At 66.4% G+C, this 26,121-nt stretch carries 18 protein-coding genes and 1 tRNA gene; 3 read left to right on the top strand and 16 right to left on the bottom strand.

The window, feature by feature from the left end; translation table 11 throughout:
• The first annotated feature begins 125 nt into the window (after positions 1–125).
• Positions 126–1,244, top strand: coding sequence for a succinylglutamate desuccinylase/aspartoacylase family protein (locus U9J41_RS15405; RefSeq protein WP_322403071.1), 1,119 nt, complete (start codon positions 126–128; stop codon positions 1,242–1,244).
• Between the two features lie 121 nt (positions 1,245–1,365).
• Here U9J41_RS15405 and U9J41_RS15410 read toward each other — a convergent pair whose 3' ends face one another.
• The 6 genes from U9J41_RS15410 to U9J41_RS15435 form a co-directional block, all read right to left on the bottom strand.
• Positions 1,366–4,050 (bottom strand): bifunctional diguanylate cyclase/phosphodiesterase, encoded by a 2,685-nt coding sequence (locus tag U9J41_RS15410; protein ID WP_322403072.1) that lies wholly within the window; start codon positions 4,048–4,050, stop codon positions 1,366–1,368.
• A 67-nt stretch (positions 4,051–4,117) separates the two neighbouring features.
• Positions 4,118–4,681 carry a response regulator gene (locus tag U9J41_RS15415; protein ID WP_322403073.1) on the bottom strand — a complete coding sequence of 188 codons (564 nt, stop codon included), beginning with the start codon at positions 4,679–4,681 and terminating at the stop codon, positions 4,118–4,120.
• Positions 4,682–4,880: 199 nt separating this feature from the next.
• Positions 4,881–6,932 (bottom strand): hybrid sensor histidine kinase/response regulator, encoded by a 2,052-nt coding sequence (locus tag U9J41_RS15420; protein ID WP_322403074.1) that lies wholly within the window; start codon positions 6,930–6,932, stop codon positions 4,881–4,883.
• Between the two features lie 131 nt (positions 6,933–7,063).
• Positions 7,064–7,137: transfer RNA gene (locus tag U9J41_RS15425), tRNA-Gly, on the bottom strand.
• A 64-nt stretch (positions 7,138–7,201) separates the two neighbouring features.
• Positions 7,202–8,260, bottom strand: a complete 1,059-nt coding sequence (locus U9J41_RS15430) for an acyltransferase family protein (protein ID WP_322403075.1) — start codon at positions 8,258–8,260, stop codon at positions 7,202–7,204.
• Positions 8,257–9,579 carry a putative O-glycosylation ligase, exosortase A system-associated gene (locus tag U9J41_RS15435; RefSeq protein ID WP_322403076.1) on the bottom strand — a complete coding sequence of 441 codons (1,323 nt, stop codon included), beginning with the start codon at positions 9,577–9,579 and terminating at the stop codon, positions 8,257–8,259. The genes U9J41_RS15430 and U9J41_RS15435 overlap by 4 nt, the downstream gene beginning before the upstream one ends.
• A gap of 642 nt (positions 9,580–10,221) precedes the next feature.
• Here U9J41_RS15435 and epsC point away from each other — a divergent pair.
• The gene (gene epsC / locus U9J41_RS15440) at positions 10,222–11,145 is read left to right on the top strand and encodes a serine O-acetyltransferase EpsC (protein WP_322403077.1); all 924 of its coding nucleotides are present in this window, start codon (positions 10,222–10,224) and stop codon (positions 11,143–11,145) included.
• An 18-nt stretch (positions 11,146–11,163) separates the two neighbouring features.
• On the opposite strand, the gene U9J41_RS15445 is transcribed toward epsC, so the two are convergent.
• From U9J41_RS15445 to U9J41_RS15465, 5 genes are all read right to left on the bottom strand, one after another.
• On the bottom strand, positions 11,164–12,207 hold the full coding sequence (locus U9J41_RS15445; RefSeq protein ID WP_322403078.1) for a TraB/GumN family protein: 1,044 nt from the start codon (positions 12,205–12,207) through the stop codon (positions 11,164–11,166).
• An 11-nt stretch (positions 12,208–12,218) separates the two neighbouring features.
• Positions 12,219–13,049: a TraB/GumN family protein gene (locus U9J41_RS15450; protein ID WP_322403173.1), complete on the bottom strand. Its 831-nt coding sequence runs from the start codon at positions 13,047–13,049 to the stop codon at positions 12,219–12,221.
• Positions 13,049–13,264 (bottom strand): hypothetical protein, encoded by a 216-nt coding sequence (locus U9J41_RS15455; RefSeq protein ID WP_322403079.1) that lies wholly within the window; start codon positions 13,262–13,264, stop codon positions 13,049–13,051. The genes U9J41_RS15450 and U9J41_RS15455 overlap by 1 nt, the downstream gene beginning before the upstream one ends.
• Before the next feature lie 119 nt (positions 13,265–13,383).
• Positions 13,384–14,916 carry a UdgX family uracil-DNA binding protein gene (locus U9J41_RS15460; RefSeq protein WP_425260548.1) on the bottom strand — a complete coding sequence of 511 codons (1,533 nt, stop codon included), beginning with the start codon at positions 14,914–14,916 and terminating at the stop codon, positions 13,384–13,386.
• Positions 14,916–16,145 carry a putative DNA modification/repair radical SAM protein gene (locus U9J41_RS15465; RefSeq protein WP_322403081.1) on the bottom strand — a complete coding sequence of 410 codons (1,230 nt, stop codon included), beginning with the start codon at positions 16,143–16,145 and terminating at the stop codon, positions 14,916–14,918. The genes U9J41_RS15460 and U9J41_RS15465 overlap by 1 nt, the downstream gene beginning before the upstream one ends.
• A 163-nt stretch (positions 16,146–16,308) precedes the next feature.
• Here U9J41_RS15465 and U9J41_RS15470 point away from each other — a divergent pair, with 163 nt between their 5' ends.
• Positions 16,309–17,112 (top strand): alpha/beta fold hydrolase, encoded by an 804-nt coding sequence (locus U9J41_RS15470; RefSeq protein WP_322403082.1) that lies wholly within the window; start codon positions 16,309–16,311, stop codon positions 17,110–17,112.
• A gap of 71 nt (positions 17,113–17,183) precedes the next feature.
• Here U9J41_RS15470 and U9J41_RS15475 read toward each other — a convergent pair whose 3' ends face one another.
• From U9J41_RS15475 to U9J41_RS15495, 5 genes are all read right to left on the bottom strand, one after another.
• Positions 17,184–18,752: a tetratricopeptide repeat protein gene (locus U9J41_RS15475; protein ID WP_322403083.1), complete on the bottom strand. Its 1,569-nt coding sequence runs from the start codon at positions 18,750–18,752 to the stop codon at positions 17,184–17,186.
• 6 nt (positions 18,753–18,758) lie between these two features.
• Positions 18,759–20,981, bottom strand: coding sequence for a putative bifunctional diguanylate cyclase/phosphodiesterase (locus tag U9J41_RS15480; RefSeq protein ID WP_322403084.1), 2,223 nt, complete (start codon positions 20,979–20,981; stop codon positions 18,759–18,761).
• A 7-nt stretch (positions 20,982–20,988) separates the two neighbouring features.
• Positions 20,989–23,103, bottom strand: coding sequence for an HDOD domain-containing protein (locus tag U9J41_RS15485; RefSeq protein WP_322403085.1), 2,115 nt, complete (start codon positions 23,101–23,103; stop codon positions 20,989–20,991).
• Between the two features lie 317 nt (positions 23,104–23,420).
• A complete protein-coding gene (locus U9J41_RS15490) occupies positions 23,421–24,695 on the bottom strand; it encodes a multidrug effflux MFS transporter (RefSeq protein WP_322403086.1) in 1,275 nt (424 codons plus the stop codon).
• A 3-nt stretch (positions 24,696–24,698) separates the two neighbouring features.
• Positions 24,699–25,907 carry a THUMP domain-containing class I SAM-dependent RNA methyltransferase gene (locus U9J41_RS15495; RefSeq protein ID WP_425260520.1) on the bottom strand — a complete coding sequence of 403 codons (1,209 nt, stop codon included), beginning with the start codon at positions 25,905–25,907 and terminating at the stop codon, positions 24,699–24,701.
• Between the last annotated feature and the right edge of the window lie 214 nt (positions 25,908–26,121).

Genomic DNA, 26,121 nt, shown 5'->3' on the forward strand with positions numbered 1-26,121 from the left:
GTTGGTAGGCGTATCGGAGGACATGGGAGATAGGGGAAGAGTCTGAAAAAGCGGGCGCCATTATAACCCGGCGCTTTCCCGGCGCGATCTCCGACATAATGTGCCTTCGCCCACAGGAGTTGCACATGCACCAGCAGACCCACCCGATCGCCACCGAGGACAACGTCGCCGCCTACCGCCTGACGTCGTTCCACTACGGCGCGCCCGGCAGCGGCAAGAAGGTTTATATCCAGGCCTCGCTCCATGCGGACGAGGTGCCGGCCATGCTGGTCGCGCACGTCCTGCGCCGTGAGCTCGACCGCCTGGACGCGGCCGGCAAGGTCCGCGGCGAGATCATCCTGGTGCCGGCGGCGAATCCGATCGGGCTGTCGCAGGTGATCCACGGCGCGCCGTTCGGCCGCTTCGACCTCGCCAGCGGCACCAATTTCAACCGGTCGTACCGGCACGTGGCCGACGCCCTGAAAGTGTCGCTGGAGGGCAGGCTGGGCGCGGACGCCGCCGCCAACGCGGCGCTCGTGCGCGCACATGCGCGCCGCGAAATCGCGGCCTGGCTGCCGAACAACGCGACCGAGGAACTCAAGAAGACGCTGCTGGGCATGGCGATCGACGCCGACATCATGCTCGACCTCCATTGCGACAACGAGGCCGTGCTCCACATGTACACCGGCACGCCGCTGGCCGACCGCGTGACGCCGCTGGCCGCGCTGATGGGCGCGCACGCGGTGCTGCTTGCGACGGAATCCGGCGGCGAGCCGTTCGACGAAGCGTGCAGCCGCGTGTGGTGGCAGCTGCGGGAACACTTCGGCGACCGCTTCCCGATCCCGCTCGGCTGCGTCGGCGTGACGGTCGAGCTGCGCGGCGAGAACGACGTGCGCTACGACCTCGCCGAACGCGACGCGCACGCGCTGCTGCAATACCTGGCGCGCGAAGGCGTCGTCGACCTGCCGCTCGACCCGCTGCCGGCGCCGCTGTGCGCGCCCACGCCGCTCGAGGGCGTGGAACCTTTGCACGCGCCGCACGCGGGCGTGCTCGTGTTCTTAAAAAATCTGGGCGAGCGCGTGCAGGCGGGCGACGCCGTCGCCGACATCGTCGACCCGGTCCGCGGCAGGACGACGACCTTGCGGCCGACGCAGTCCGGCATCCTGTTCGCCAGCACCGCGCACCGGCACCTGCTGCGCGGGATGCACGTCTGTAAGGTCGCGGGGACGTCCGCGTGGCGGACCGGGAGTCTGCTGGGCGCGTAACAGAACCGATAAAGCGAACCGTCGCCCCCGCGCAGGCGGCGGTCCAATTTTGCCAGCGCTGCCGCGACGCGCGCATGACTTGGGTCCCCGCCTGCGGAGACGACGTATCGAGCGCTGCGGCCTATGCGGCCAGCGCCTCGTTGAACAGGTAGCGCTGCGCCAGCAGCGGCGCAATCGACGCCGCCGGCTGCGGCCGCGCGACGAAATACCCCTGCACCTCGTTGCAGTTCAGCGCGCGCAGGATCGCCAGCTGTTCCTCGTTCTCGACGCCTTCGGCCACGACTTCCATCCCGAGCGCGTGCGCCATCGACACGATGGCCTGGAAGAACACGGTGCCTTCCTTCGAGCGTCCCAGTTCGGCCGTGAACGAGCGGTCGACCTTGAGCACGTCCATCTTCATGCGCTGCAGCTGCGACAGCGACGAGTAGCCGGTGCCGAAATCGTCGACGTGCAGCTTGACGCCCAGCGCGCGGATCGCGGCCAGTTCCGCCAGGATCTCGGCCTGGTCGCCCATCATCGCGGACTCCGTGATCTCGACTTCGAGCAGGGCGGCCGGCACGGCGTGGCGTTGCAGCGCATCGGCCAGCTCGCGCTGCACGCCGCCGCGCAGGAACTGCTTGGGCGAGACGTTGATCGATACCGGCACCGGCACGGCGCCGTGCGCGCGCCACGCGGCCAGCTGGGCGCAGGCCTGGTCGATGACGATGGCGCCGATCGGCACGATCAGGCCGCTCGACTCGGCCAGCGGAATGAATTCGTCCGGGCGGATCATGCCCAGCGTCGGATGCTCCCAGCGCAGCAGCGCTTCCATGCTCAGGAGCTCGCCCGTGCGGGTGTCCACGCGCGGCTGGTAGTGCAACAGGAACTGGCGCTTGTCGATCGCTTCCAGCAGGCGCTGGCGCAGCTGCGTGCGCGTCTTGAGGATGTTCGACTGCGCGGGATCGAAGAAGCGGTACTGCCCCTTGCCTTCGGCCTTGCCGGCATACATGGCGATGTCGCCGTGGCGGATCAGGGTCGCGGCATCGAGGCCGTCGCGCGGGTACACGGCGATGCCGACCGAGGCGCCGATCATGTGCTGCTCGTCGGCGATCGGGAACGGCTTGCCGAAGGCGTCGACGATGCGCGCGGCGACGATCGCCACCTGCTGGTCGCTGTCGAAGGGGCTCAACAGGACGACGAATTCATCGCCGCCGAAGCGCGCCACGCTGTCGCCCGGCCGCAGCTGCGACATCAGGCGCTCGGCGGCCAGCTTGAGCAGGCGGTCGCCGACGGCGTGGCCGTGTGTATCGTTGACCTGCTTGAATTCGTCGAGGTCGATGAACAGCAGCGCCGCGCCGTGGTCGCCGTGCTGCGCCTGGGCCAGCGCGGCCGGCACGAAGTTGAGGAACCAGTGGCGGTTCGGCAGGCCGGTGAGGCTGTCCTCGTTGGCCAGGCGCGCCAGCTGGGATTCGTGTTCCTTGCGCTCGCTGATGTCCTGCAGCGTGACGGCGAGGACGTCGCCCACGCGCACGATGCGCCGGTGGCCCCAGCGGATGTTCAAGCGGTTATTGTCGGGCATGCGCCGGTCTTCCTGGTGGAAGCCGACGGCCATGGCCGTGCGGTAGTTGGCGGACAGGTCGTCGAACGAGGTGCCGTGATGGAGGTCGGAGATCAGGCTCCCGACGATTTGCACGCGCGTCGCGCCATAGAAAAAGGCGCCGCGCTCGTTGCAGTCGACGATGCGGAAGTCGATCGTCTGGCCCTTGCGGTCGCGCACCGGCGCGACCATGTAGAAGCCGTCGTTGCCGCTCTCGGTGGCCGTGCGGTAGGCGCGCTGGATCCCGGCCCGCTCGCGCGCCCGCGCTCCCGCCCGCAGCGAGAGCATGCTCGCGCCCAGCGCCAGCAGCGACAGCACGACGGTCGCCAGCACCGTGTGGTTGCGGCTGTCGGTCCAGTAGGCGTCGGCCGCTTCCAGCACGGCCGTATGCGACAACGCGACGAGGGCCACGAGCGGATACGCGCTGGAACGGCGCCAGCCCAGCACGCGCGCCTCGCCGTCGGCGAAGCCGCCCTGCCCCGCGACCAGCTGCACGCCGCGCGCCACCGGCCAGCGGTCGGCATTCGCGGGCAGCAGCGAACTGGCGCTCTGCGTGCGCACGACGCCGCGGGCGTCCTGCTCGACGCGCAGGGCATTCTCGGTGCCGACGAGGGCCAGCAGGCTGCCCGGCCCCAGCGTGGGCGAGCTGACGAACGACGTGAAGTAGCCGGCATCGACGGCCATCAGCAGCACGCCGTCGAATCCATCGTCGGCCGTATCGAGGCGGCGCGTGAACAGGATCGTGCCGCGGGTCTCCTCCAGTTCCGGCGGCGGCGTGCCGATGCGCAGCGCGGTCGAGATGGCGTCGCGGTGCTGGATGAAGAAGCCGGCCCTGGACAGGTTCAGCCCGCGCTCGTGGATGCGGCTGGACGAGCGGATCGCGCCGTCGGGCCCGATGACGCTCACGTTGACGAAGGCGGCGTCGGTGAACATGCCGTCGCGCCGCATGTTCTCGATCAGGCTGCGGTCGTGCGCATGCTCCCAGCTGTGCTTGAGCTGCATGGTGATCTGGTCGATCTGCGCGACCGAGCGCGTGACGTACTGTTCGTAGGCCTCGGCATAGGCATCGGCCTCCTTGAACGCCTGCTCCTCGGCGCGCCGGCGCTCGGCGCCCGCGTGCAGGATCGTGGCGGTCCACAGGGCGGCGCAGGCGAGCAGCGCCAGCGCGGGCCACAGCAGCGCGAGGAATCGGTGGGTGCGCGGGGCGGTGTGCGCACTGGACTTGGACATGCGGTTTCCGAGTTACTGTTCAGCAACGCGCAGTGTAAGAAGTGAAAGTTACCGCTTGATGACAACGCTACCCCGGAACGCCGCCGGCCAAGGCCTGCGCCAACGCATCCACGTTGGCCGGCTTCACGAAATGGTAATGGAACCCGGCGGCCCTGGATGCGTCGCGGTCCTGCTGCTGGCCATAGCCAGTGAGCGCGATGAACAGGGCGCCGGCCGCCCCCGGCAGCGTGCGGATCTGGCGTGCCAGTTCGTGGCCGTCCATGCCCGGCAGGCCGATGTCGAGGACGAACGCGTCGAAAGACCCGTCGCGCGCGCTGGCCAACGCCTGCAACGGATCGTATTCGACGGCCGTCTCGTGCCCCAGCACTTCCAGCAGCATCGCCACCGTCTGGGCGGCGTCGACGTTGTCGTCGACCACCAGCACGCGCCGCACGCCCGGCGCCGCCGCGGCATCGGCGGTACGGTCGGCCGGCGCGGACGCGGTCGCCGCGGCGAGGCCGCCGGGCCGCCCCGCGACACGCTTGACCGGTGCGGGCGCCACGCCCACACCCATGCTCTCGTCGGGGTGTATCAGTTCGGCCCGGGCGGTGCCGTCCTGCAAGTCTTCGAAGATGCCGATGAAGTCGTACATACGCTCGTTCCAGTAATCAGCCGCATGGCATTGCCAATGGTACGAAAATACGCCTTGTTGGCGCGCAGCCTACGCACGGTAGGGCCGCGCCCGGTCGCTTACCGGCACGCGCAAGGCCGTCCATACGACGCATGCGCCAAGGATAACGCTCCCAGTGCCAGGCGGCAATACACGCACGGTTGAATGATCGACGTGCGGGTCAGCGCCGCGCCTCGGCCCGGGACAATACCTCGTTGACTTCGTTCAGGTCGGCAGGCTTGACGAGGTAATGGTCGAAGCCGGCCTGGCGGGCCTCGGCGCGGTCCTGGCTCTGGCCGTAGCCCGTCAGCGCGACCAGCGTGGCGTCCGCGTTCTCCGGTTGGGCGCGCAGGCGCCGCGCCAGTTCGTAGCCGTCCATGTCGGGCAGGCCGATGTCGAGCAGCAGGACGTCGGGATGCTCGTTTCTCGCCCGCGCCAGCGCCCCGCGCGCGTCGTACTCGACGCTCACCGCGTGCCCCTGCACTTCGAGCAGCGCGGCCAGCATCTGGGCGGCGTCGGCGTTGTCGTCGACCACCAGCACGCGCAGGTTGCCGTTGTCGTGGCCGGCATCCGCGTCGCCCGCCGCGCCGGCGTCTGGCATCTGCGCCGGGGCACGCGCCACGCACGGCAGGCAGATCGAGAACTCGCTGCCCAGCCCCAGGCCGTCGCTGTGGGCGTGCACGCTGCCGCCGTGCAGGGCGACGAGGCTCTTGACGAGCGCCAGTCCGATCCCGAGCCCGCCCTGGGAACGGTCGGGGGTGCGCTCGGCCTGCGTGAACAGGTCGAAGATGTACGGCAGGACTTCCGGCGCGATGCCGACGCCGTTGTCGCGCACGGCCACCGTCACGCGCTCCGCCGCCACCGTCACGGCCAGCACGATCCGCCCGCCCGGCGCCGTGTACTTGGCGGCGTTGTTGAGGATGTTCGAGATGACCTGCACGAGGCGCGTGCGGTCGCCGGTCACGCGCGCCGGCTGGCCGGACAGCTGCAGCGTCAGCGCGTGGCGGCGCGTGTCGACCAGCGGCCGCACCTGCTCGACGGCGGCGGCGACGAGCACGTTCAGGTCCAACTCTTCCTTCTCCAGCGCGACGAGGCCGCGCGTGACGCGCGACACGTCCAGCAGGTCGTTGACGAGGTCCGTCATGTGCTCGGCCTGGCGCACGATGATCTCGCTGGCGTTGGCCACGCTCCGCGGCTCGAGGCGGCCGAGCTTGAGCAAATGGGCCGCCGTCATGATGGGCGCCAGCGGGTTGCGCAGCTCGTGCGCCAGCATCGCCAGGAACTGGTCCTTCTGGCGGTTGGCCGCGCGCAGCTCGTCCTCGACGAGCTTGCGGGCCGTGACGTCGCTGCCTTCCACGAAGATGCCGGTCACCTGGCCGTTTTCGTCGCGGATCGGCTGGTAGACGAAGTCGATGTAGCGCTCTTCCGGCGGCCCTTCCGGCTCGCGCTGCAGGCGCACGGGCAACGCATGGCCGACGAACGGCTCGCCCGTCGTGTAGACCCGGTCGAGCAGTTCGAGGAAGCCCTGGCCGACGATCTCCGGCAACGCCTCGCGCGCGGCCTTGCCGACGACCGGGCGGTGGCCGACCAGCTGCATGTACGACTGGTTCGTCAGCTCGAACACGTGCTCGGGACCGCGCAGCACGGCCATGATCCCGGGCGCCTGCGCGAACAGGCCGCGCAGCCGCTCGTTTTCCTCGTTGCGGTATTTCTCGGCCAGCACCTGGTCGGTGACCTCGACGCACGCGCAATACATGCCGGCGATGTTTCCGCGCTCGTCGCGCACGGGCGAATACGAGAACGTGAACCAGGTCGGCTCGTCGTAGCCGTGGCGGTTCATCACGAGGTACAGGCGGTCGGCGTACGTCGCCTCGCCGCCCAGGGCGCGCTCGGTCAGCGGGCCGATGTCGTGCCAGATCTCGGACCAGATGTCGTGGAAGCGCCCGCCGAGCGCGGCCGGATGCTTGGCGCCGAGGACGTCGCGGTAGGAATCGTTGTACAGGAACCCGAGCTCCGGCCCCCAGGCCACGAACATCGGGAACTTCGAATTGAGCATCAGGCCGACGACCGTGCGCAACGCCTGCGGCCACGTGCGCGGATGGCCCAGCGGCGAACCGGACCAGTCGTGCGCACGCATCATGGCGCCGACCTCGCCGCCACCGCTCAGGAACATGAGGGCGCCGGCATGGTCGAGCGTGTCCGCGTGGGAAGAGCCTTTTTCGTCTACTTGCATGATTGATACAGGATGGAGCGACAACCCAGTGTGCCATAAGGGGGCCGCGGCAGGCGCGCACGGCGGGACGGACGGCGCGCGGGTATGACGGAAGCAGGCAGGGAGGACGGCGGGGAGGGGGCGCCGGAGACTGGAGCGGGTGAAGGGAATCGAACCCTCGTCGTAAGCTTGGGAAGCTTCTGCTCTACCATTGAGCTACACCCGCGTTGCCTGCATTCTACGCGGGTTTTATAGGGATTGACAACGTTCGCCGCTGCCGGCGGCCGCGCCTATCGGGTCGACAGGCGGCGCCGGAAGTATTTTTGGGACGGCATGTCCACCACGTGGTGCAGCGCCACGGACAGGATGAAGACGACCACGAACGACAGCCACAGATACACTTGGTTGATCTGCTGGGTATTCGAAATAAAGGCGGCTTTCAGCAGGTCGTAGACGAGGTAATGCACCATGTACGTCGAATACGAGATCTCGCCGAGGTAGACGAGCACGGGCGTGGAAAGCGCGGCGGTGATCCATGACGTCGTCACGCTCAGGTAAGCGATCAGCAACGCGAACGTGATCGGAATCAGCGCGTAATCCGGCGTCGACGTCAAGGCATACAGGACGCACGACGCGACGAAGGCCGCAAGTGCCACGGTGGCATACCGTTCCAGGAAATCCCGGTGGTTGACGTACAGCGAGCCGACGAAGACACCCATCAGGAATTCGAACATGGTGCGCACCAGGGCCATGTGCGGAATGTCGGCGCCGATGGAGTGCAGCCCGCTCGTCGAATAGATCACGTACAGGACGACGGCGGCCGCCGCGATGCTCAGCAGGTGCGCGGCAATACCGCCGCGCAGCTTGCGCAGGCTGAATGCCATCAGCGGGAAGAACAGGTAGACGAACCATTCCGAACTGATCGACCAGGACGGCACGTTCCACGTCAGGTCGCTGCCGAACCACATATGCACCAGAAACATGCTCTGGATGAACGTACTCCACGTATAGCTTTCCGGCGCCGCATGGCTGCTCGACAGATAAGTGAAGGCCGCGAACAGCATCAGGTATCCGCCCAACATCACAAAATGCAGCGGATAGATACGGGAAAACCGGTTCCAGTAAAACTTGCCGACGCTGTGAGGAAAATTCGTGCTCAGCGATGCGTGGTAGCTCAGGAAGATCACGAAGCCACTGAGCAGGAAGAACAGGTCGACGGCCAGGTAGCCGTGCGCGATGAAATGCCTGACCGGCGTCGGTACCGAATCGTTCATGAGGCCCAGGTAATGGTAGAACACTACCCACCAGGCGCAGATTCCCCGTAATCCTGCGAGTTGGTTGAGTTTCACGGTATCGCACGTCCTTTTACTTTGAGTTGGTCCCGCACCACGCGCGCCGCGTACTGGTCGATCGCCACTGTCAGGCTGAGGATGTAGAAGACGTACGGCTGGTAAGCGATGCCGACGAAAGAGCCGCCGGCGAGAAACACCACGATCGACGTCATCAACGCATTGGCCAGGCCGGAAATCCAGGCCATGCCCGCATCGTTTTTCCACGCCCTCTTTAACCTGGTTAATTTGAACAAGGCCAGCCCGACCATCAGGAGGTATAGCGAAATACCGATGATGCCCTGTTCGCCCAGCACTTCGAAATAGATGCTGTGGAAGGCCTTGCCGCCGATCTGGCCCTCAGGCAGATACTGGGTTTCGCCGTCGGACGTGACGCCAAGAATACGGTTGTGCAAGTAAGCATCGAAACCGCCGCCCAGCGGGTGCTTGCCGACAAAGCCGATCGTCCATTGCCACACTTTGATCCTGCCCATTGCGGACGAGTCGGCACTATAGGTTTCGATCGTGGACATGCGGTTGCCCCAGCGCGTCTCGGACAGGTCGAGATTCATTATCACGACGGCGACAAGGGCAAGGCCAGCTATCCACCACAATTTCTTTTTCGACTGCAGCATCGACAGCAGGCACATCACCGCCACGGCGATGATGCCCGTGCGCGCCGTCGTACCGACCACGGCGGCAAGCGCCATGACGATAATGGTCAGGAACAAGCCGCGCGTCAGCAGGTTTCGCGGAAAGATCACGGTATGGCGCATGAGGAACATGACCAGGGGGATCAGCATCACGCACACCACGGCCAGCGTGCTGCTCTCGGACAGGCCGGTATTGCCCGTTCCCATGACGGCCAGCGTCCCGTAGCCGCCGCCGCCGAGAATGGTCTTCAGGCCGGCCGAGAACAGGATCGTACTGGCGGAGAATACGAACACCAGGATGAAGGCTTCGATCTGGACCCGCGAACGGAAGATGTACGGGATCAGCACCGCGAAAATGAGCACCTTGGACGCCCAGTCCCATTTACCCCATGCTTGCGCCGGGAAATCCGATATGAATGTCGTAAACGTTACCCACAGACCGAACAGTACAATCAACAGCAGGATCGGTCCGAATTTGGGCGGCGACTTTTTATCCCTGAGCAGGAACAGTCCCAGCGTCGCCACGGCCGCGATGAACGACAGCGGCTGGTCGTTGATGATCGAATAGGCGAGCTGCTGGGGCCGAACGATGTCCACCCAGACGAAGCCCAGGGCGGCGGCAAAAGCGGCTGAAAAACCGGTGAACATCAGGACGGCGAAGACAGCCGACAAAAAAATACTCTGCATACGTGTGATGCCTTGCGCAACAGTAAAAGAAACGCCGAAGCCGTATGTTTATTTACGAATGTTCTTCTTCGCCGGCGGTGGCGGTTGCTGTTCCTCGCGTGAGAACCAGGAAAGCGTCTTGTCCAGTTTGATTGCGCGGATAACCGTATAAATTATTAACGTACTGAAAAGCAATATTGCTGCAGTGTCAATCATGCGTGACCTTTGACGGGAATCTGTTGCCGCGTATCGATGAGTTACCGGAACGAACGGGCGCTAGAATAACATGCAACATACGGCCACACCGTTGCCTCAACGGACTTTGTATTATCAGCCAGTCTCTAAACCGAGCGCAACAATCTTTCCCTGCGCGTGCCGCCGTGCCAACACCGATACGCTCGTTTGGATGACGATTCTTCAACGTTGGCGTTGACGAAACGCAGGGCACCCACGCTGCGCCTTAGACGTTTTCAGCATGAGCTTGTGCCGAAAAATTCGTTGGGCCGCCCGTGGATGGGCTCGTATATTGAAAACTCGTCAATAGCATAGCGGAGGCATCGTGACGCCCGAAGTCCTGAAGGAACACCTTTTCGGCCCGGCGCACGTTGCCGGGCTCCATGTGCCGCCGCACATGCGCGGCGATCGCCTCCGGGAGCACGACTGATGGCCGACTTCGACATCGGCGCGATCGTGCGCGACCTGCACGGCGCGCGCCAGCAATGGCGCCAGGCCCACCGTCCGGCCGGCGAAGTGCGCGGTATCGAGTTCCCGTCGCGCGAAGCGCTGGCGACCGTCCTCGCGCAACTCAAGGGCGTGCTGTTCCCCCTGCGCCTGGGCCCGCCCGACCTGCGCCAGGAAAGCGAGGACTTCCACGTCGCCCATGCCCTCGACACCGCCCTGCACGTGCTGCTGCGCCAGGTGCGCATCGAGTTGCGCTACAGCGCGGCGCTGCGCCGCCTTGCCGACACCGACATCGAACCGCAGGCGCTGGACGCCACCCGCGCGTTCGGCGCCGCCCTGCCCGGCATCCGCACCCTGCTCGACAGCGACGTGATCGCCGCCTACCAGGGCGACCCGGCCGCGCGCAGCGTCGACGAAGTGCTGCTGTGCTATCCGGGCATCCACGCGATGATCCACCACCGCCTCGCGCACTGCCTGTACGGGCTCGGCCTGCCGCTGCTGGCGCGGATCATCGCCGAGCTGGCGCACGCGGAGACGGGCATCGACATCCACCCCGGCGCCACGATCGGCCCCGGCTTCTTCATCGACCACGGCACCGGCGTCGTGATCGGGGAGACGGCCGTCATCGGCCAGCGCGTGCGCCTGTACCAGGCCGTCACCCTGGGCGCCAAGCGTTTTCCCGCGAATGCCGACGGCACGCTGCAAAAAGGCTTGCCGCGCCATCCCGTCGTCGAGGACGACGTCGTCATCTATGCCGGCGCCACCCTGCTGGGCCGCATCACCGTCGGCAAGGGCGCCGTCATCGGCGGCAATGTCTGGCTGACGCACGACGTACCGCCCGGTGCCCGCGTGGCCCAGGCGGCGTCGCGCGAGGATGACCTGGGGGTGCCGGGCGAGCCGGCGTGACCGGCCGGCCCGGCCTGGTCATCTGGGACTCTCGACCGCATAGCCCCTGGCCTGCAGCCCGGCCAGGTAGCTCGTCGGTCCGACGATGTCCTGGATCTCCAGCACGGCGAACGTGGAAGCGTTGCCGGCCAGCGCCTTTTCCGCCGATTTGAGCCAGGAGATGCGCAGGCGCTCACGCATCTGCCGCAGGGCCGCGGCATCCTTCGTGATCGAACTGTTCAGGATGGCGTCCAGGCAGGCGTCCTGGCGCTCCGCGAAGTTCAGGCCGCGGATTTCGCCGATGTCGCCGTTGGCCCAGGCATTCGCCCGCACGCGCATCGTTTCGAGGTCGATATCCAGGCTCTTGAGCGTCTTGGTGAAGCAGACGAGATCGTCCACCTGCGAATTCTTGAAGTCACGCACGAGCTTGCGCGGATCGTCGAGCATCACGTCGTAGCCGGAGTCGCTCAGCTTGACCTTGTTCTTTTTCGCGATGTCCTCGATCGTGCCGAGCACTTCGCCGCCGTACGACAGGCCACTCTGCTTGAGGCCGGCGAGCAGCAATTCCTCGCCGGCGAAGACGGGGCGGTAATGCTCGACGCCGTCGTCGTTGCCGATGTATTTGGCCTTCAGCACTGTCCAGTGCGCATACACGTCGGACGGGACGACGTCATGCAGCACGGCATCGTCGGGATTCCGCTTGATGCCGATGAGGCTGGGCAAGGCCGTCAGCCCCCGGAAGAACCCGATGTGGGCCTTGGCGACCGGCGGCATGAGTACTTCCTGCGACTTGGCCACGAGGCGTTCGACGCGCGACGCATCCCACTCCATCTTCTGCGGCAACGGCGCGTAGGTCCCGAACACCCACATCACATGCGCCCCCTTCGACACCTTCCACACGCCAGGACCGGGGCGGCGCCCCTCGACGACCACCGTGGCCGGGATGGCGTCCGGCGCGGCTTCGGTGACGGCCGGCGGTTCGGCCAGTTGCGCGGCCGGCTGCGCGGCCTGGTCGATGCTCTGGGCGCATGCCGGCACAGCCAACAGGCCCAGCCAGAGCGCGTATCGACTGGTTCTCTTCATGGGGAATATCCTTATTTCGGGCTTTCGACCGTATAGCCTTTCGCCTGCAGGTCCGCAAGATAACCTGTCGGACCGCCGAGGTCCTTCATCGGCAGGAGGGCAAACGTCGACGTGTTATCGGCCAATGATTTTTCCGCCGCCTTCATCCAGTTGGCACGGATACGTTCGGGAAGATGCTGGAACGCGGGAGAATTCCTGGCGAACGCGCTGTTGAAGATGGCATCGCTGCACGCCTTGTCGCGCTCGGCATAATCGAGGCTTGAAATCTCGGCGATATTGCCGTTGGCCCAGGCGTTGGCGCGCACGCGCATGGCGTCGATATCGCCTTCCAGCCGTTCCAGGGTCTTGGTGAAGCAGGCCACGTCTTCCACCTGCGACTTTTTGAATGCCTTCATCAGGCCGCGCGGATCGTCGACGTCGATGCTGAACGCGGTCGACGTGACCTTGACCTTGTTGCGCCTGGCCGTCTTTTCGATCAACTCATCCACGCCGGTATGCTGCGTCAGGCCGCTTTTCCAGATGCCCTTGCTCAGCAGCGTGTCGGCGACGAAGATCGGGCGCCGGCGCTCGATGCTGTCGTTCTCGCCGATATACTTGCCCTTCAATACCTGCCACCGCGCATACACGTCCGCCGGAAGCACGTCCCGCAGCGTGGCCCCGTCCGGGTTCTTGTCGATGCCGATCGCGGTCGGCAGCAGGGTCAGGCCACGGAAGAATCCGACCTCCATGTGGGCGGCCGGCCGTGCCAGCACTTCCTGCGACTTCGCCACCAGACGTTCCACGCGCGCCGAATCCCATTCCATCTTTTGCGGCAGCGGCGAGTACAGGCCGAACACCCACATCACGTGATCGCCCTTCGACACTTTCCAGACGCCGGGACCGGGGGACGGCGGCCCTCGACGACGACGGTGGCCGGGACCGCATCCGATGCAACGTCAGCGGCAGGCTCGACGGCGGCAGCCGGTTCAGGCTGGACCGAGGTCTCGGCCGCGGTCTGGGCCAGCGCCGGCAGGGTGAGGAAACCCAGATACAACGCGCATGCATATCGTTTGCTCATCGGACATCCCATTGTTGTCATGTGCGCAAAAGCTTAGCGCCGCGGATGAGCTTAGCCTATCCACGCAACGGAATGTTACATATTTGACATGCATATGTCACAGCGACAACACTCTGGCGTCACGCCTCGTCCGGCGTCTCGACCGGCCGGTTCAGGAGATCGTGCGCCAGCCTGAGCCCCTCGACCATCGTATCGAACGCCGCGCGCTTCGCGTCTTCGCCCGGCACGCGCAGCACGTACGACGGGTGATACGTGGTGACGACCCACCGGCCTTCGTGGCGCAGCGGTTTGCCGAGGGAGTCCTTGAGCGTCACGTTGGCCGTGCGCAGCACGGATTTCAACGCGGTGGCGCCGAGGGCCACGATGACGGTCGGCTTGACGCTCGCCAGCTCCTTGTCGAGCCAGTAGTGGCAGGCCTCGATCTCGCGCTGGACCGGCGTCTTGTGCAGGCGCCGCTTGCCGCGCGGCTCCCATTTGAAATGCTTGACGGCGTTGGTGACGTAGATCGTGTCGCGGTCGACGCCGGCCGCCTCGCACACGCGGTCCAGCAGCTTGCCGGCCGGGCCGACGAACGGTTGCCCGGCGAGATCTTCCTGGTCGCCCGGCTGCTCGCCGACGAACATGATTTTCGCGCGCTTCGGGCCTGCGCCGCCGACGGCCTGGGTGGCGGACTGCCACAGCTCGCAGCGCCGGCATTCGTCGAGCTTCGAGGGCTGCTGGCGTGCCGGCTGGGCGTCTTCGGGGGCGATCGGGATCGTCGTGCCCTTGCGCTGGCCGACGGCCTCGTACTGGCCCACCTTGCGCGCGCCACGCGCCGCGTCGCTCACCATCTGCGGCACGATCTTCGCCTCCGGCAGGTTCTTCCACCGATCCGATTGAATATGCTGGTGCATGACGTCCGTGTTCAGGCGGGCCGGGTTGAACACGCTGCGGTAATACGTCAGCCACAGGGCTTCGCCCGTGTCTTCCAGGTCGGCCGCATCGCGCACGAGCGGACCGGTATTGTGCAGCGTATGGCCATCCCACAGGACGCTCGCCTCGGGCGTGGCGATCATCCAGCTGACCTTGCCCATGCGCGACATAAAATGCTCGGCCACCTGGGGCAGCACGTCGTGGCGCGGTTCGTACCAGGCGACGAAGCGCGGCGGACCGGCATCGATCGGGCGCTCGCGGAAGCGGATGTAGGCATGCATGTCGTGTTCCTCGCGGTGCACCGCCTTCACCATCGCGTGCAGGCGCGCGCCGTCTTCGTCGGCCGGCGACTGCACGTCGTGCTCGCCCTGCTGCCAGCGCCAGATCACGCGGTACAGGAAGGCCCAGCGGTCCGGCACGCGGCAGCAGGCGGCCGACTGCAGCATCTCCATCAGCGAGCGCGGGATGTGCGGCGCGGGGCGCAATGGCCCGGTCGGCGATTCAGTCGGCGGTATGGGCAGATTATCGGACGCCCCGGCCGCGGGCGGCGCACCCGAGAACAGGTCGCCGCCCGCCAGCAGGTCGTCCATATGCGGCGCACCCCACGTCACCTGCTCCGGCGGAATGCCGCGCACGAGCAGGTCGCGCGCCGCCTCGCGCCACTCGGCGAACGTCTCGACCTGCAGCGGCTGCCCGGCCCGGACCAGTTCGTCGGCGGGCTGTGCGGACGGCGCGGCCATCAGGCGGCCTGCAGTTCCGGCCACAGATTCATCTGCTGCGGCGCGTCGGCCAGGTTACGCCGCAGCAGGTCGGACGAGGCGCCTCCCGACGCCGGCTTGTAGTCCGCCGTGATCACGAAGGGCGCCAGCTTCTTGAGACTGCAGCGCAGGCGCGACAGGTCTTCCCAGCGGATGCGCCGCAGCCGCCGCAAATCGATCAGGCGCTTCGCCGTGCGCAGCCCGATGCCCGGCACGCGCGCGATCATGCCCTCGTCCGCGCGGTTCAGGTCGAGCGGGAAATGGGCGCGGTTCGCGAGCGCCCAGCCCAGCTTGGGGTCGATGTCCAGCGCGAGATTGCCGGCCGCGGGCATCAGCTCCTGCGCCGTAAAACCATAACCGCGCAGCAGGAAGTCGGCCTGGTACAAGCGGTGCTCGCGCAGCAGCGGCGGCGGCGCGGACGGCACGCTGGACGGACTCTGCGGGATCGGACTGAACGCCGAGTAGTACACGCGCTTGAGTTTATAGCTGCCGTACAGCGTCTGTGCCGTGCCGAGGATCGTCTGGTCGTCGCTGGCGTCCGCGCCGACGATCATCTGCGTGCTCTGCCCGGCCGGCGCGAACACGGGCGCCTTGGGGTGGTCGTCCTTTTCGTCCAGCCGGGTGCGGATGGACCCCATCGCCAGCTTGATCGTGTGCACGCTCTTTTCGGGCGCAAGCTTCGCCACGCTGTCCTGCGTGGGCAGCTCGATGTTCACCGACAGGCGGTCGGCATACCGGCCCGCCAGTTCGATGAGCTGCGGGTCGGCGTCGGGAATCGTCTTGAGGTGGATGTAGCCGCGGAACTGGTGGTCCTCGCGCAGGCGCCGCGCGACGTCGACCAGCTGCTCCATCGTGTAGTCGCTCGACTGGATGATGCCGGAGCTGAGGAACAGGCCGTCGATGTAGTTGCGCAGGTAAAAGTCGTGCGTGAGCTTGACGACCTCGGCGACGGAGAACCGGGCCCGCGGCACGTTCGACGTGCGCCGGTTCACGCAGTACTGGCAATCGTAGACGCAGAAATTGGTCAGCAGAATCTTGAGCAGCGACACGCAGCGGCCGTCCGGCGTATAGCTGTGGCAGATGCCCATGCCATTGGTGGCGCCGAGCCCGTCCTTGTCGACCGAGTCGCGCTTCGGCGCGCCGCTGCTGGCGCAGGAGGCGTCGTACTTGGCCGCGTCGGCCAGGATTTCGAGCTTGTCTTTGAGTTCCATCGCGCAGAAAATACTGTAGATATAAACAGTATATCGCGAATCGTCCGCGCCATGCCGTGCGCGAACGCACCGTGTTCGCCGATGCGGCCCGACCGTTGTTTAATCCGACGTCCGTTATTTCACAATGTTAATATCGGAGGATCGCACCAAGCCTGGAATCACCATGTCTGTACAGTTTCGCAACAATGTCCACGTGACCGGTTCAGGACCGACGACCATGATCTTCGTGCATGGTTTCGGTTGCGACCAGACCATGTGGCGCTACCTGGCGCCGGCTTTCGCGGACCGCTTTCGCGTCGTGCTGTACGACCTGACGGGCAGCGGCCATTCCGACTGGTCCGCCTACGACCGCACGAAGTACGGCAGCCTGCAAGGCCACGTCACGGATCTGCTGGAGATTCTCGACGCCTGTGCGGCCGGCCCGAGCATCGTCGTCGGGCACTCGGTCGGCGCGTCGATCGGCCTGCTGGCGACGATCGCGGCGCCGCAGCGCTTCGTGGGCCAGGTCCTGGTCGGCCCCTCGCCCTGCTACACCAACGACGGCGATTACGTAGGCGGTTTCAACCCCGAAGACATCGACGGCCTGCTGGACTCGATGGAGACCAATTTCCTCGAGTGGTCGCACAAGATGGCACCCGCGATCATGGGCGCGCCCAACCAGCCGCACCTGGGACAGGAACTGACGCGCAGCTTCTGCCGCAACGATCCCGCCATCGCCAAGCATTTCGCGCGCGTGACCTTCCGCGCCGATGTCCGCGCCGACGTGCCCCGTTCGACGGTGCCCGCCCTGATCCTGCAATGCAGCGACGACCTGATCGTGCCGCGCGAAGTGGGAGACTGGCTGCATCGCCACCTGGCGCGCAGCACGTTACGTGTGATCGACAACGTGGGGCACTGCCCCCACCTGAGCGCGCCGACGGCGAGTTCGGACGCGATCGAAAGCTTTCTCGCGCAGACGTTGCGGTAGGGTGGGCGGCCTCCGCCCACGCGTAGCGCCAACACGCCGCATACGTCACGCGCGGGCACGGGGTGCCCGCCCTACGCAGCGCCGATGTACCCGTTGGCCTGCGCCAGCAGCGCAGGTTCCATGCGCGCCGCCAGGCGCTGGATGTAGTTGGCGGCCGGCGCGACGCCGGCGGCGCCGGCGCGGTGCAGCCACGCATAGGCTTCCACGAGGTCGGTCGGCACGCCCTGCCCCGCCGCATACATCACGCCGAGGTTGAACTGGGCGCGCGCATGGCCCTGGCGCGCGGCGCACAGATACCAGAAATGGGCGGCCTCGTAATCGCGCTCGGCGCCGTGGCCGCTGTCGTGGCGCAGGCCCAGCGCGAACTGCGCGAGCGCATGGCCCTGCTCGGCCGCCTTGCGGTACCACAGCGTGGCCTGGCGCGGATCGACGGTGCCGGTGTCGTCGCGGTCGAGCAGCTGACCCAGCGCGTACTGGGCCGGCGCGTAGTCCTGGTCGGCGGCCTTGCGATACCAGTACGCGGCTTCGCGCTCGTCCTGCGCGACGCCGTTGCCGCTTTCGTAGCGCAACGCGAGGTCGAATTGCGCGCGCAGGTGGCCCTGTTCGGCGGCCTTGCGATACCAGTCCAGCGCGATCGCGGTGTCCTGCGGCACGCCGTGCCCCGCGTCGACCAGCTGCCCGAGGTGATACTGCGCGCCGGCGAAGCCCTGCGCGGCCGCCAGTGCGAACCAGTGCGCGGCCGCGGCGTAATCCTGCTCGACGCCCTGCCCATGTTCGTAGCGCAGCCCGAGGTTGTCCTGCGCCGCGGCGTGCCCCTGCTCGGCCGCGCGCCGGAACCACGCCAGCGCCAGTTGCGCATCGCGCGCGACGCCGTGCCCGGCATCGTAGATCAGCGCCAGGTTGAACTGCGAACTGGCGTGGCCCTGTTCTCCGGCGCGGCCATACCACAGGATCGCCTTCTCGCTGTCCTGCGGCAGGTCCTGGCCCTTGTCGTAACGGAGACCGAGGTTGAACTGGGCCGGCGCGTAACCCTGCTCGGCGGCCTTGCGGAACCAGTGGATGGCCTGCTGGACGTCGCGTGCGATGCCCTGGCCGCTGTCGTAACGCAGCGCGAGATTGAACTGCGAGCGCGCGTAATTCTGTTCTGCCGCCTTGCGATACCAGTCGACGGCCTGCGCGACGTCCTGCGCGACGCCCTTGCCGCCCTCGTACATCATGCCCAGGTTGTGCTGCGCGCCGGGGTCGCCCTGCCCGGCCGCCTTGACGAACCAGCGCAGCGCTTCGTGCACGTCGGCCGGCGTGCCTTGTCCCTTCGCGTACAGCCACCCGAGGTTGTACTGGGCCTGGACGTAGCCCTGCTCGGCCGCCTGCCGATACCAATATAACGCCTGGCCCAGGTCCTGCGCCACGCCCTGGCCCTTCTGGTACATCACGCCGAGGTTGTACTGGGCCTGTTCGAGGCCGCTGTCCGCGGCCATGCGATACCACGCGACGGCCAGCTCATGGTTGCGCGGCACGCCCTGGCCGTTCACGTACATGAAGCCCAGGCTGTGCTGGGCGCTGGCGACGCCGCGCTCGGCCAGCGCCTTTACCCGCAAAAACTCAGCCGTGTGACGCGCCTCGATCTCGCTGGGGGACATGGCGCATCAGGCCTGGAAGGCGAGCACGTTCGACGCGCCCGTCGGCAGCCCCTGCCCGCGCAGCACGTCGATGAAGCGCGGCAGCGGCATCGGGCGGTGATACAGATAGCCCTGCATCGTCAGGCAGCCGTTCGAGCGCAGGTAGCGGGCCTGCGAATCGGTCTCCACGCCTTCCGCGACCAGGTTCAGGCCCAGGCCGCGCGCGATCGAGATGATCGCCAGGACGACCGGATAGTGCCCGTGCTCGTCGTGGATCTCCTTGACGAACGACTGGTCGATCTTGATCGTGTGGACCGGGAACCGGTGCAGGTAAGCGAGCGACGAATAGCCGGTGCCGAAGTCGTCGATCGCCACCGACACACCCAGCTGCCCCAGCTTGTTCAACTGCTCGATCGCGTGCTGCGGATTGCGGATGCAGATGTTCTCGGTGATTTCGACTTCGATCTGGCTCGGCGCGATCCCGTAACGCAGGAGCGCGCCGCGCATCTTTTCGAAGAAGTCGCCGCGGTCGAGGTATTGCGGCGACAGGTTCAGCGACAGCCGCACCTGGTTGCCGCCGATGTTCTTCCACTGCAGCATGTCGCGGCACAGGGCGCCGATCATCCAGTCCGAGATCGGCAGCATCAGCCCGTTCTCTTCGGCGAACGGCAGGAATTCGCCCGGCGAGACGATGCCGCGGGTAGGGTGGTTCCAGCGCATCAGCGCCTCGGCGCCGACGATGCGGCCGCTGATCGCGTCGATCTGCGGCTGGTAGTACATCTCGAGCTCGTTGTTCTCGAGCGCGCGGCGCAGGCTCTGTTCCAGCGCGATCTTCTGGTGCGACACGTCCTGCATCGTCGGGTCGTAGAACGCGTGGCCGTTCTTGCCTTGTCCCTTGACCTGGTACATGGCGATGTCGGCGTGGCGCAGCAGCTCGTCGATCGATTCGCCGTGGGTCGGATAGATCGCGATGCCGATCGACGCCGAGATGTGCACGGCGTGGCCATCCAGGTCGAACGGGTCCTGCAGGCATTCGAGGAATTTGTCGGCCACCATGCGCGCGTCGTCGCGGTCGCGCAGCTCGGGCAGCACGATCGTGAATTCGTCGCCGCCCTGGCGCGCCAGCGTGTCGCCGCGGCGCAGGCATTCCTTCAGGCGGCCGGCGGCCTGCTGCAGCAGCTCGTCGCCCTTCACGTGGCCGAGCGTGTCGTTGACGAGCTTGAAGCGGTCCAGGTCGATGAACATGACGGCGAGTTCCGTCTGTTTTCTCTTGGCCTGGATGACGGCGAGGCCGAGGCGGTCCTTGAACAGGATGCGGTTCGGCAGGTCGGTCAGGATGTCGTGGTAGGCCTGGTACGAGATCACTTCTTCCGCGCGCTTGCGGTCGGTGATGTCGCGCGCCACGCCATAGGTGCCGTAGAACTCGAGCTTCCTGACCTCCTGGTCGGGCACGTGCATGCCGATGGCGTTCAGCGAGATCGTCATCAAGGTGTTGTTGAACGTGCGTTCCTGGTTGGCGCCCGCGTGGCACTTCAGGCGCAGCTCGACGTTGCGCGAGGCGCGCTCGTCGACGCGGCGCTCGTTGAACACGTAGCGCGCGCGCTCCAGGTCTTCCTCGTGCACGAGGATCGAGTAATGCTGGCCGATGAGCTCTTCGCGCTTGTAGCCGAGCAGCTGGTAGGCGCGGTCGTTGATGAACGTGAAGCGGCCTTCGTGGTTCAGCGTGTAGATGATGTCGGGCGAAGAGTCCACCAGGTAGCGGTACATCTTCTCGGAGTTTTCCAGCTGGTTGGCGATGCGCGCGTTGGCTTCTTCCAAACGCCGTTGTTTCAACGCGTTCGCCACGGTTTTCAGCAGCTCCTCGCGGCTGTACGGCTTGCGCAGGTAGTCGTAGGCACCGCGTTTCAGCGCGCCGATGGCGGCATCGATGCCGACCTCGCCGCTCATCACGATGACATCCGATTCGATGCCCTTCTCGTTGATGAAGTCCATGATCTCATGGCCGCCGATGTCGGGCAGGCGCAGGTCGAGCAGCACGAGGTCGAAGCGCAGACGTGCCAGGTGTGCGAGGGCTTCGCTGCCGGTGGCCGCCGTGACGAGCTGGTAGCCGCGACCCTGCAGCAGCTCGTACAGCGAGGCGAGCAGGCGGGGTTCATCGTCGACGAGCAGGAGCCTGGGCTGGTCGTTGCCGAGCGAGGTTTGCGTGTCGTGGGGGCTGGACGACGGTGCGCTGGCGGAGAATGGATTCATTGTTACCTTATACGGATCCAAGCGCGCGCACCGGCGATGTGGCCGGTGCGCCGGCGCCGGCATGCGCCGGCAGCAGGATTTCAAAACTGGTGCCGGTCGTGCCGCTGCGGCAGGCGATATGCCCGTTCAGCTTCTTGACCAGGCTGTGCACGATCGACAGGCCGAGACCGTGGTGCGGACCTTCCTTGGTGCTCTTCACGGCCGAGAACAGATTGGCCAGCACGTCGCGCGACAGGCCCGGACCGGTGTCGGAGACCACCAGTTCCAAGTACAGCCTGCGCTCGCGGTTCACGTGGCCGCGGTTGGCGATCTCGATGCGGCCGCCACCCGCCGACAGCGCCTCGATCGCGTTCTTGACGAGGTTCACGAGGATCTGCTTGAGGATGTCCGGGTCGCCGTCGACGCGGCCGGCGTCGTCCGGCATGCTGACGACGATCTCCACGTTGGCCGGGACGAAGTTCGTCGTGCGGAACAGGCGCAGCACCTCGTCCACGACTTTCGCCACGTCCGCGGCCGGCGCGGCACCGTCGGCTCGCGACATGGCGACGCCCGGCTGGATCTCCGTCAGGCTGCCGACCAGCTGGCCGACGCGGTCGATCTCCTCGTTCAGGATCGACAGCTCGGCGCTGACCGGTTCCTGGCGTTCCAGCTTGCTGTCCAGGACCGACAGGTAGTTCTTGATGATCGACAGCGGGTTGTTCACTTCGTGCACGACGCGGCGCGATGCCTCGCGGTATTCCTCCGCGACGTGGGCGAGCTGGCGGCGCGCATGGCCCCGTTCCGACAGCGCCGTCTCCAGCGCGCCCGCGGCCTGCGTCCCGAACGCCTGCAGGAAGCGCTCGCGCTTCTGGCAGGCCGGCAGCTGCCAAGCGGCGACGCCGCCCACCAGCACGCCGAGGCAGCGCGCGCCCGCGACGAGCGGCAGGCACACGAACGATTCCGTGCCGAGGATGCGCAGCAGCTGTTCTTCCGCCAGGCCGAGCGGACGGCCGTCGCGGCGCACGAAGCCCAGGCGGCGGTCCAGCGCGGACTGCGCGACGGCGCCGCCCTTCGCCAGCGGGACCGTGAATTCGGCGATGCGCTGCTGGTTCGTGATCGGCGCGCCGACGAGGGCCTGGCCGGTCGGATTCTCCAGCAGCACGACGGCATTCTCGAAATCGAACAGGATGCGCGCCGAGCGCGTCATCGCTTCCAGCAGGCCCGACTCGCCTTGCTGGCGCGCGAACGTCTGGCCGACTTCGGACACCAGCACGAGATTGCGGACTTCTTCGGACAGGCGCTGCTGCACGGGGTCGACGGGTGGCGGCGGCGCGAACGCGGGCAGCGCGGGCAGGTCGTCGGCACCCGCGAGGTCGATGCCGAGATGGACGGCGGCCTTCTCGACCTGGCGCGCGGCCAGGGTCAAAAGCTCGTCGGGCGCGTCCGGACCGAGGCCGCACAGGGCGCGCGCCTCGTCCACGAGGGCATCGTCGTTCGCGTGGCTGGACAGCACGTGGGCCACGCGCACGATGCGGATCAGGGGATGCGCCGCTTCCAGGCGCTCGCTCGGCTCGTGGTGGTACAGCACGGAATCGGCGAGGAAGGAATCGAGCTGCCAGCGCTCGATCAGCCAGGCGCCCGCTTCGGCGTGCGTGATCTGCAGGGTGCGCTGCTCGACGGCGCACAGGTCCTCGTCGTCGCGCGCCGTGAAGTTGAACGCATATTCCTTGGGCGCCGTCGCCAGCAGCGCGAGGCGGCCGACGTTGTGCAGCAGGCCCGCCAGATAGGCTTCTTCCGGCTGCCCATAATCGATGCGGCGCGCGACCTCGCGCGCCAGCACGGCCGCCGTCAGCGAATTCTTCCAGAACACGCGCAGGTCGGTGGTGCCGGAGTTCGGGAAGCTGTTGAACGTCTGGAACACGGAATCGCTGATGACCAGCGTCTTGATCATGTCCGTGCCCAGCGCCACCATGGCCTGCTCGAGGCTGGCCTGGCGGCCGTTGCGGTGGTAGGCCGAACTGGTGGCGACGGTGAGGATCTTGCCCGTCATGCCGGCATCCTTGGCGACCAGCGCGGCCAGCTCCGGCATGCCCAGATCGTCCGCCTGCAAGTGCGCGAGCAGCTTGATGAGGATCTGCGGCATAGCCGGCAAACGCGCGATCAGCAGTCGGTTGCGGATGTCCTGGTCTGGTTGATGTATGGTTTCAAGCACGGCCGCCAACTTGGTTTTTGGGGTGATGGCCGCCTTCCCTGCGGGGGCTGCCACAGTATTCGTTCTTGCGGTCCCTGGAATAAGGCAATCCTTACATCGTTATTCCAAGCATGAAAAACTTATCTTAGCATATATACATTTCTGGCCGGGAACAATATTTTCCGTGAAATTTGACGCTTTTTAGACTCAAAACTCAATTGGACGGTATTGACATTGCGCAAATTAAACCATACTAGTTTGCATTTTACTCAGGCCAGCGCCTTGTAACGGCGATACCGGCGCGATGTCATCCAGCACGCCAGCGATGCCAGCGCGAACGCGGCCTGGCCGAGCGCCATCGCCAGCACCGAATGGGTCAGTGCCGGCGCGATGATGCCGGCGACCAGCGCGCCCATCAAGGTGGTCACGAACGACTGGCACGACGCCACCGTGCCGCGGATGTGCGGGAACAGGTCGAGGGCCAGCAAGGTGGCGCTCGGGTTGATGATCGAGCTGCCGAAGTTATAGAAGAACATCGGCAGCACGGTCCACGGCAGCGCCGGCGGCAGCAGCGAGTGGTACGTGACGGTACCGGTGACGGCCGCCAGCATGAATGCGTAGCCGATGCCGATCTGGCGCGAGAACGTCATCTTCCCCGCCAGCCGGTTGGCGGCGAGCGCGCCGAGGAAGATGCCGCTCACGGCCGGCACGAACAGCCACGCGAACTGCGACGGCCCCAGGTGCAGGTGCACGGGCAGCAGCACGGGGGCGCCCGCGATGAACAGGAACATGCCGCCGAAATTGCACGCGACGATGCCGGACTTCATCTGGAACAGCACGGAGCTGAAGATGTCCCAGTAGCTGCGCGCCAGGAAGCGCGGGTTGAACGGCTGGCGGCGCTCCACCGGCATCGTCTCCGGCAGGTGCTGCCAGCACACCCACCACAGCACGACCGAAAATCCCAGCAGGCCGAGGAAGATCGAACGCCAGTCGAACGCGGCGACCACCCAGCCGCCCAGCACGGGCGCGATGGCCGGTGCGATCGAAAAAATCATCGTCACCATCGACAGCAGGCGCGCGGCCGGCGCGTCCGAATACAGGTCGCGGATGATGGCCCGACCGACGACGACGCCCGCACCGGCGGAGATGCCCTGCATGATCCGGAAGACCCACAGGTAGTGCACGGAATGCGCGGACGCGCAGCCGAGCGTCCCGACCGCGAACACGATCAGCCCGACGAGGATCACGTTGCGCCGCCCGAACGCGTCCGACAACGCGCCGTGCCACAGCGACATCACGGCGAAGGCCAGCATGTACGCCGTCAGCGTCTGCTGGACTTCCAGCCCGGTCGCGCCCAGCGACGCCTGGATGCTCGGGAACGCGGGCAGGTAGGCGTCGACGGAAAAGGGGCCCAGCATCGACAGCGCGGCCAGCAGCGACGCGAGGCCGCCGGCCGACAGCATGGTGACCTTGTGCGGCACCGGCAGCGGGACGGGGATGACCGGGTCTTTCGGCAGGTTGTCCGGTTCGGGTTCGGGCAGCATCGATTATTCGTCTTTCGGTTTTGCGGCGTCGCGGCGGTTGAAGCCGGCGACCATGTCGAAGCGGAACAGGCGGCATTCGAGGGCGCCGTTGAAGAACGGCGTCTTGCGCGATTCCTTCAGGCGCAGCATCTTGGGCAGGCCCAGGTCGGCCGTGAACAGGTACACGGTCCAGCCGGCGAAGCGCTGCTTCAGCGTGGTGGAGAGCTGCTGGTAGAAGCCGACGGCCATCTCGTCCTGCGGGATCGTGGAATCGCCGCGCACGCCGATCCGCTCGCCGTACGGCGGATTCGTCACCAGCAGGCCGGGCAGGCTGGTGGGCGGCTGCACCTGCTGCGCCTCGATCTGCTTCAGCGGGACGTCGAACAGGATGCCGGCCGCGCGCAGGTTGTGGCGGGTCATCGCGATCATGTCGCCGGAGATGTCGGAGCCGAAGATCGTCGGTTCGGCGGGCAGCGGGTTCGGCTTGATGGCCGTCTTCATCTCCTGCCAGGCCTTGGCGTTGAAGTTCCCGAATTTTTCGAACGCGAAGCGGCGGCGCGCGCCGGGCGGAATGCCCTGCACCATCTGCGCGGCCTCGATCAGGATCGTGCCCGAGCCGCACATCGGATCGAACAGCGGCACGCCCGGCTTCCATCCCGCCACGCGCAGCAGGCCGGCGGCCAGGTTCTCGCGCAGCGGCGCGTCGCCCGTCTCTTCGCGCCAGCCGCGCTTGAACAGCGCCTCGCCGGAGGTGTCCAGGTAGATCGTGAAGTTGCGCTGGTCGAGGAAGCCCACGATGCGCATGTCCGGCTCGCGCGTATCGACGGACGGGCGGCGGCCGAACTGGTCGCGGAAGCGGTCGCACACGGCGTCCTTGATCTTCAGGGTCGTGAACTCGAGGCTCGTCAGCGGCGACTTGATGGCGGTGATGTCGACGCGGATCGTGTGGTCGACGCCGAACCAGTCTTCCCACGGCTGTTCCAGCACGAGGTCGTAGATGTCGTTTTCGTTGGCGTAGTTGCGGTTGGCGATGCGCAGCAGCACACGCGACGCGATGCGCGAATGCAGGTTGATGCGGTATGCGTCGGTGTCCGAGCCCGAGCAGTGCACGCCGCCCGGCACCTGGTTGTGCACCTTCAGCGTCGCGCTGCCGGTGGCCTGTGCGATCTCGGCCAGCTCGTCGGCCAGCGCCTGTTCCATGCCGCGCGGGCAGGGGCAAAAATAAGAAGCCATAGGGGTACCTTTTATCCGTTATTTCGCATAATCGGGGTCAGAGCCCGGTTCACCGGGTGGGCTCTGACCCCGACTGACTAAATTGGGGTGAGAGCCCGGTTCACCGGCTGGGCTCTGACCCCGACTGACTATTGGGGCGAGAGCCCCGTTCACCGGGTGGGCTCTGACCCCGACTGACTAAATTGGGGTGAGAGCCCGTTCACCGGCTGGGCTC

It is taken from the genome of Massilia luteola, assembly GCF_034420155.1.
Lineage (GTDB): Bacteria > Pseudomonadota > Gammaproteobacteria > Burkholderiales > Burkholderiaceae_D > Telluria > Telluria luteola.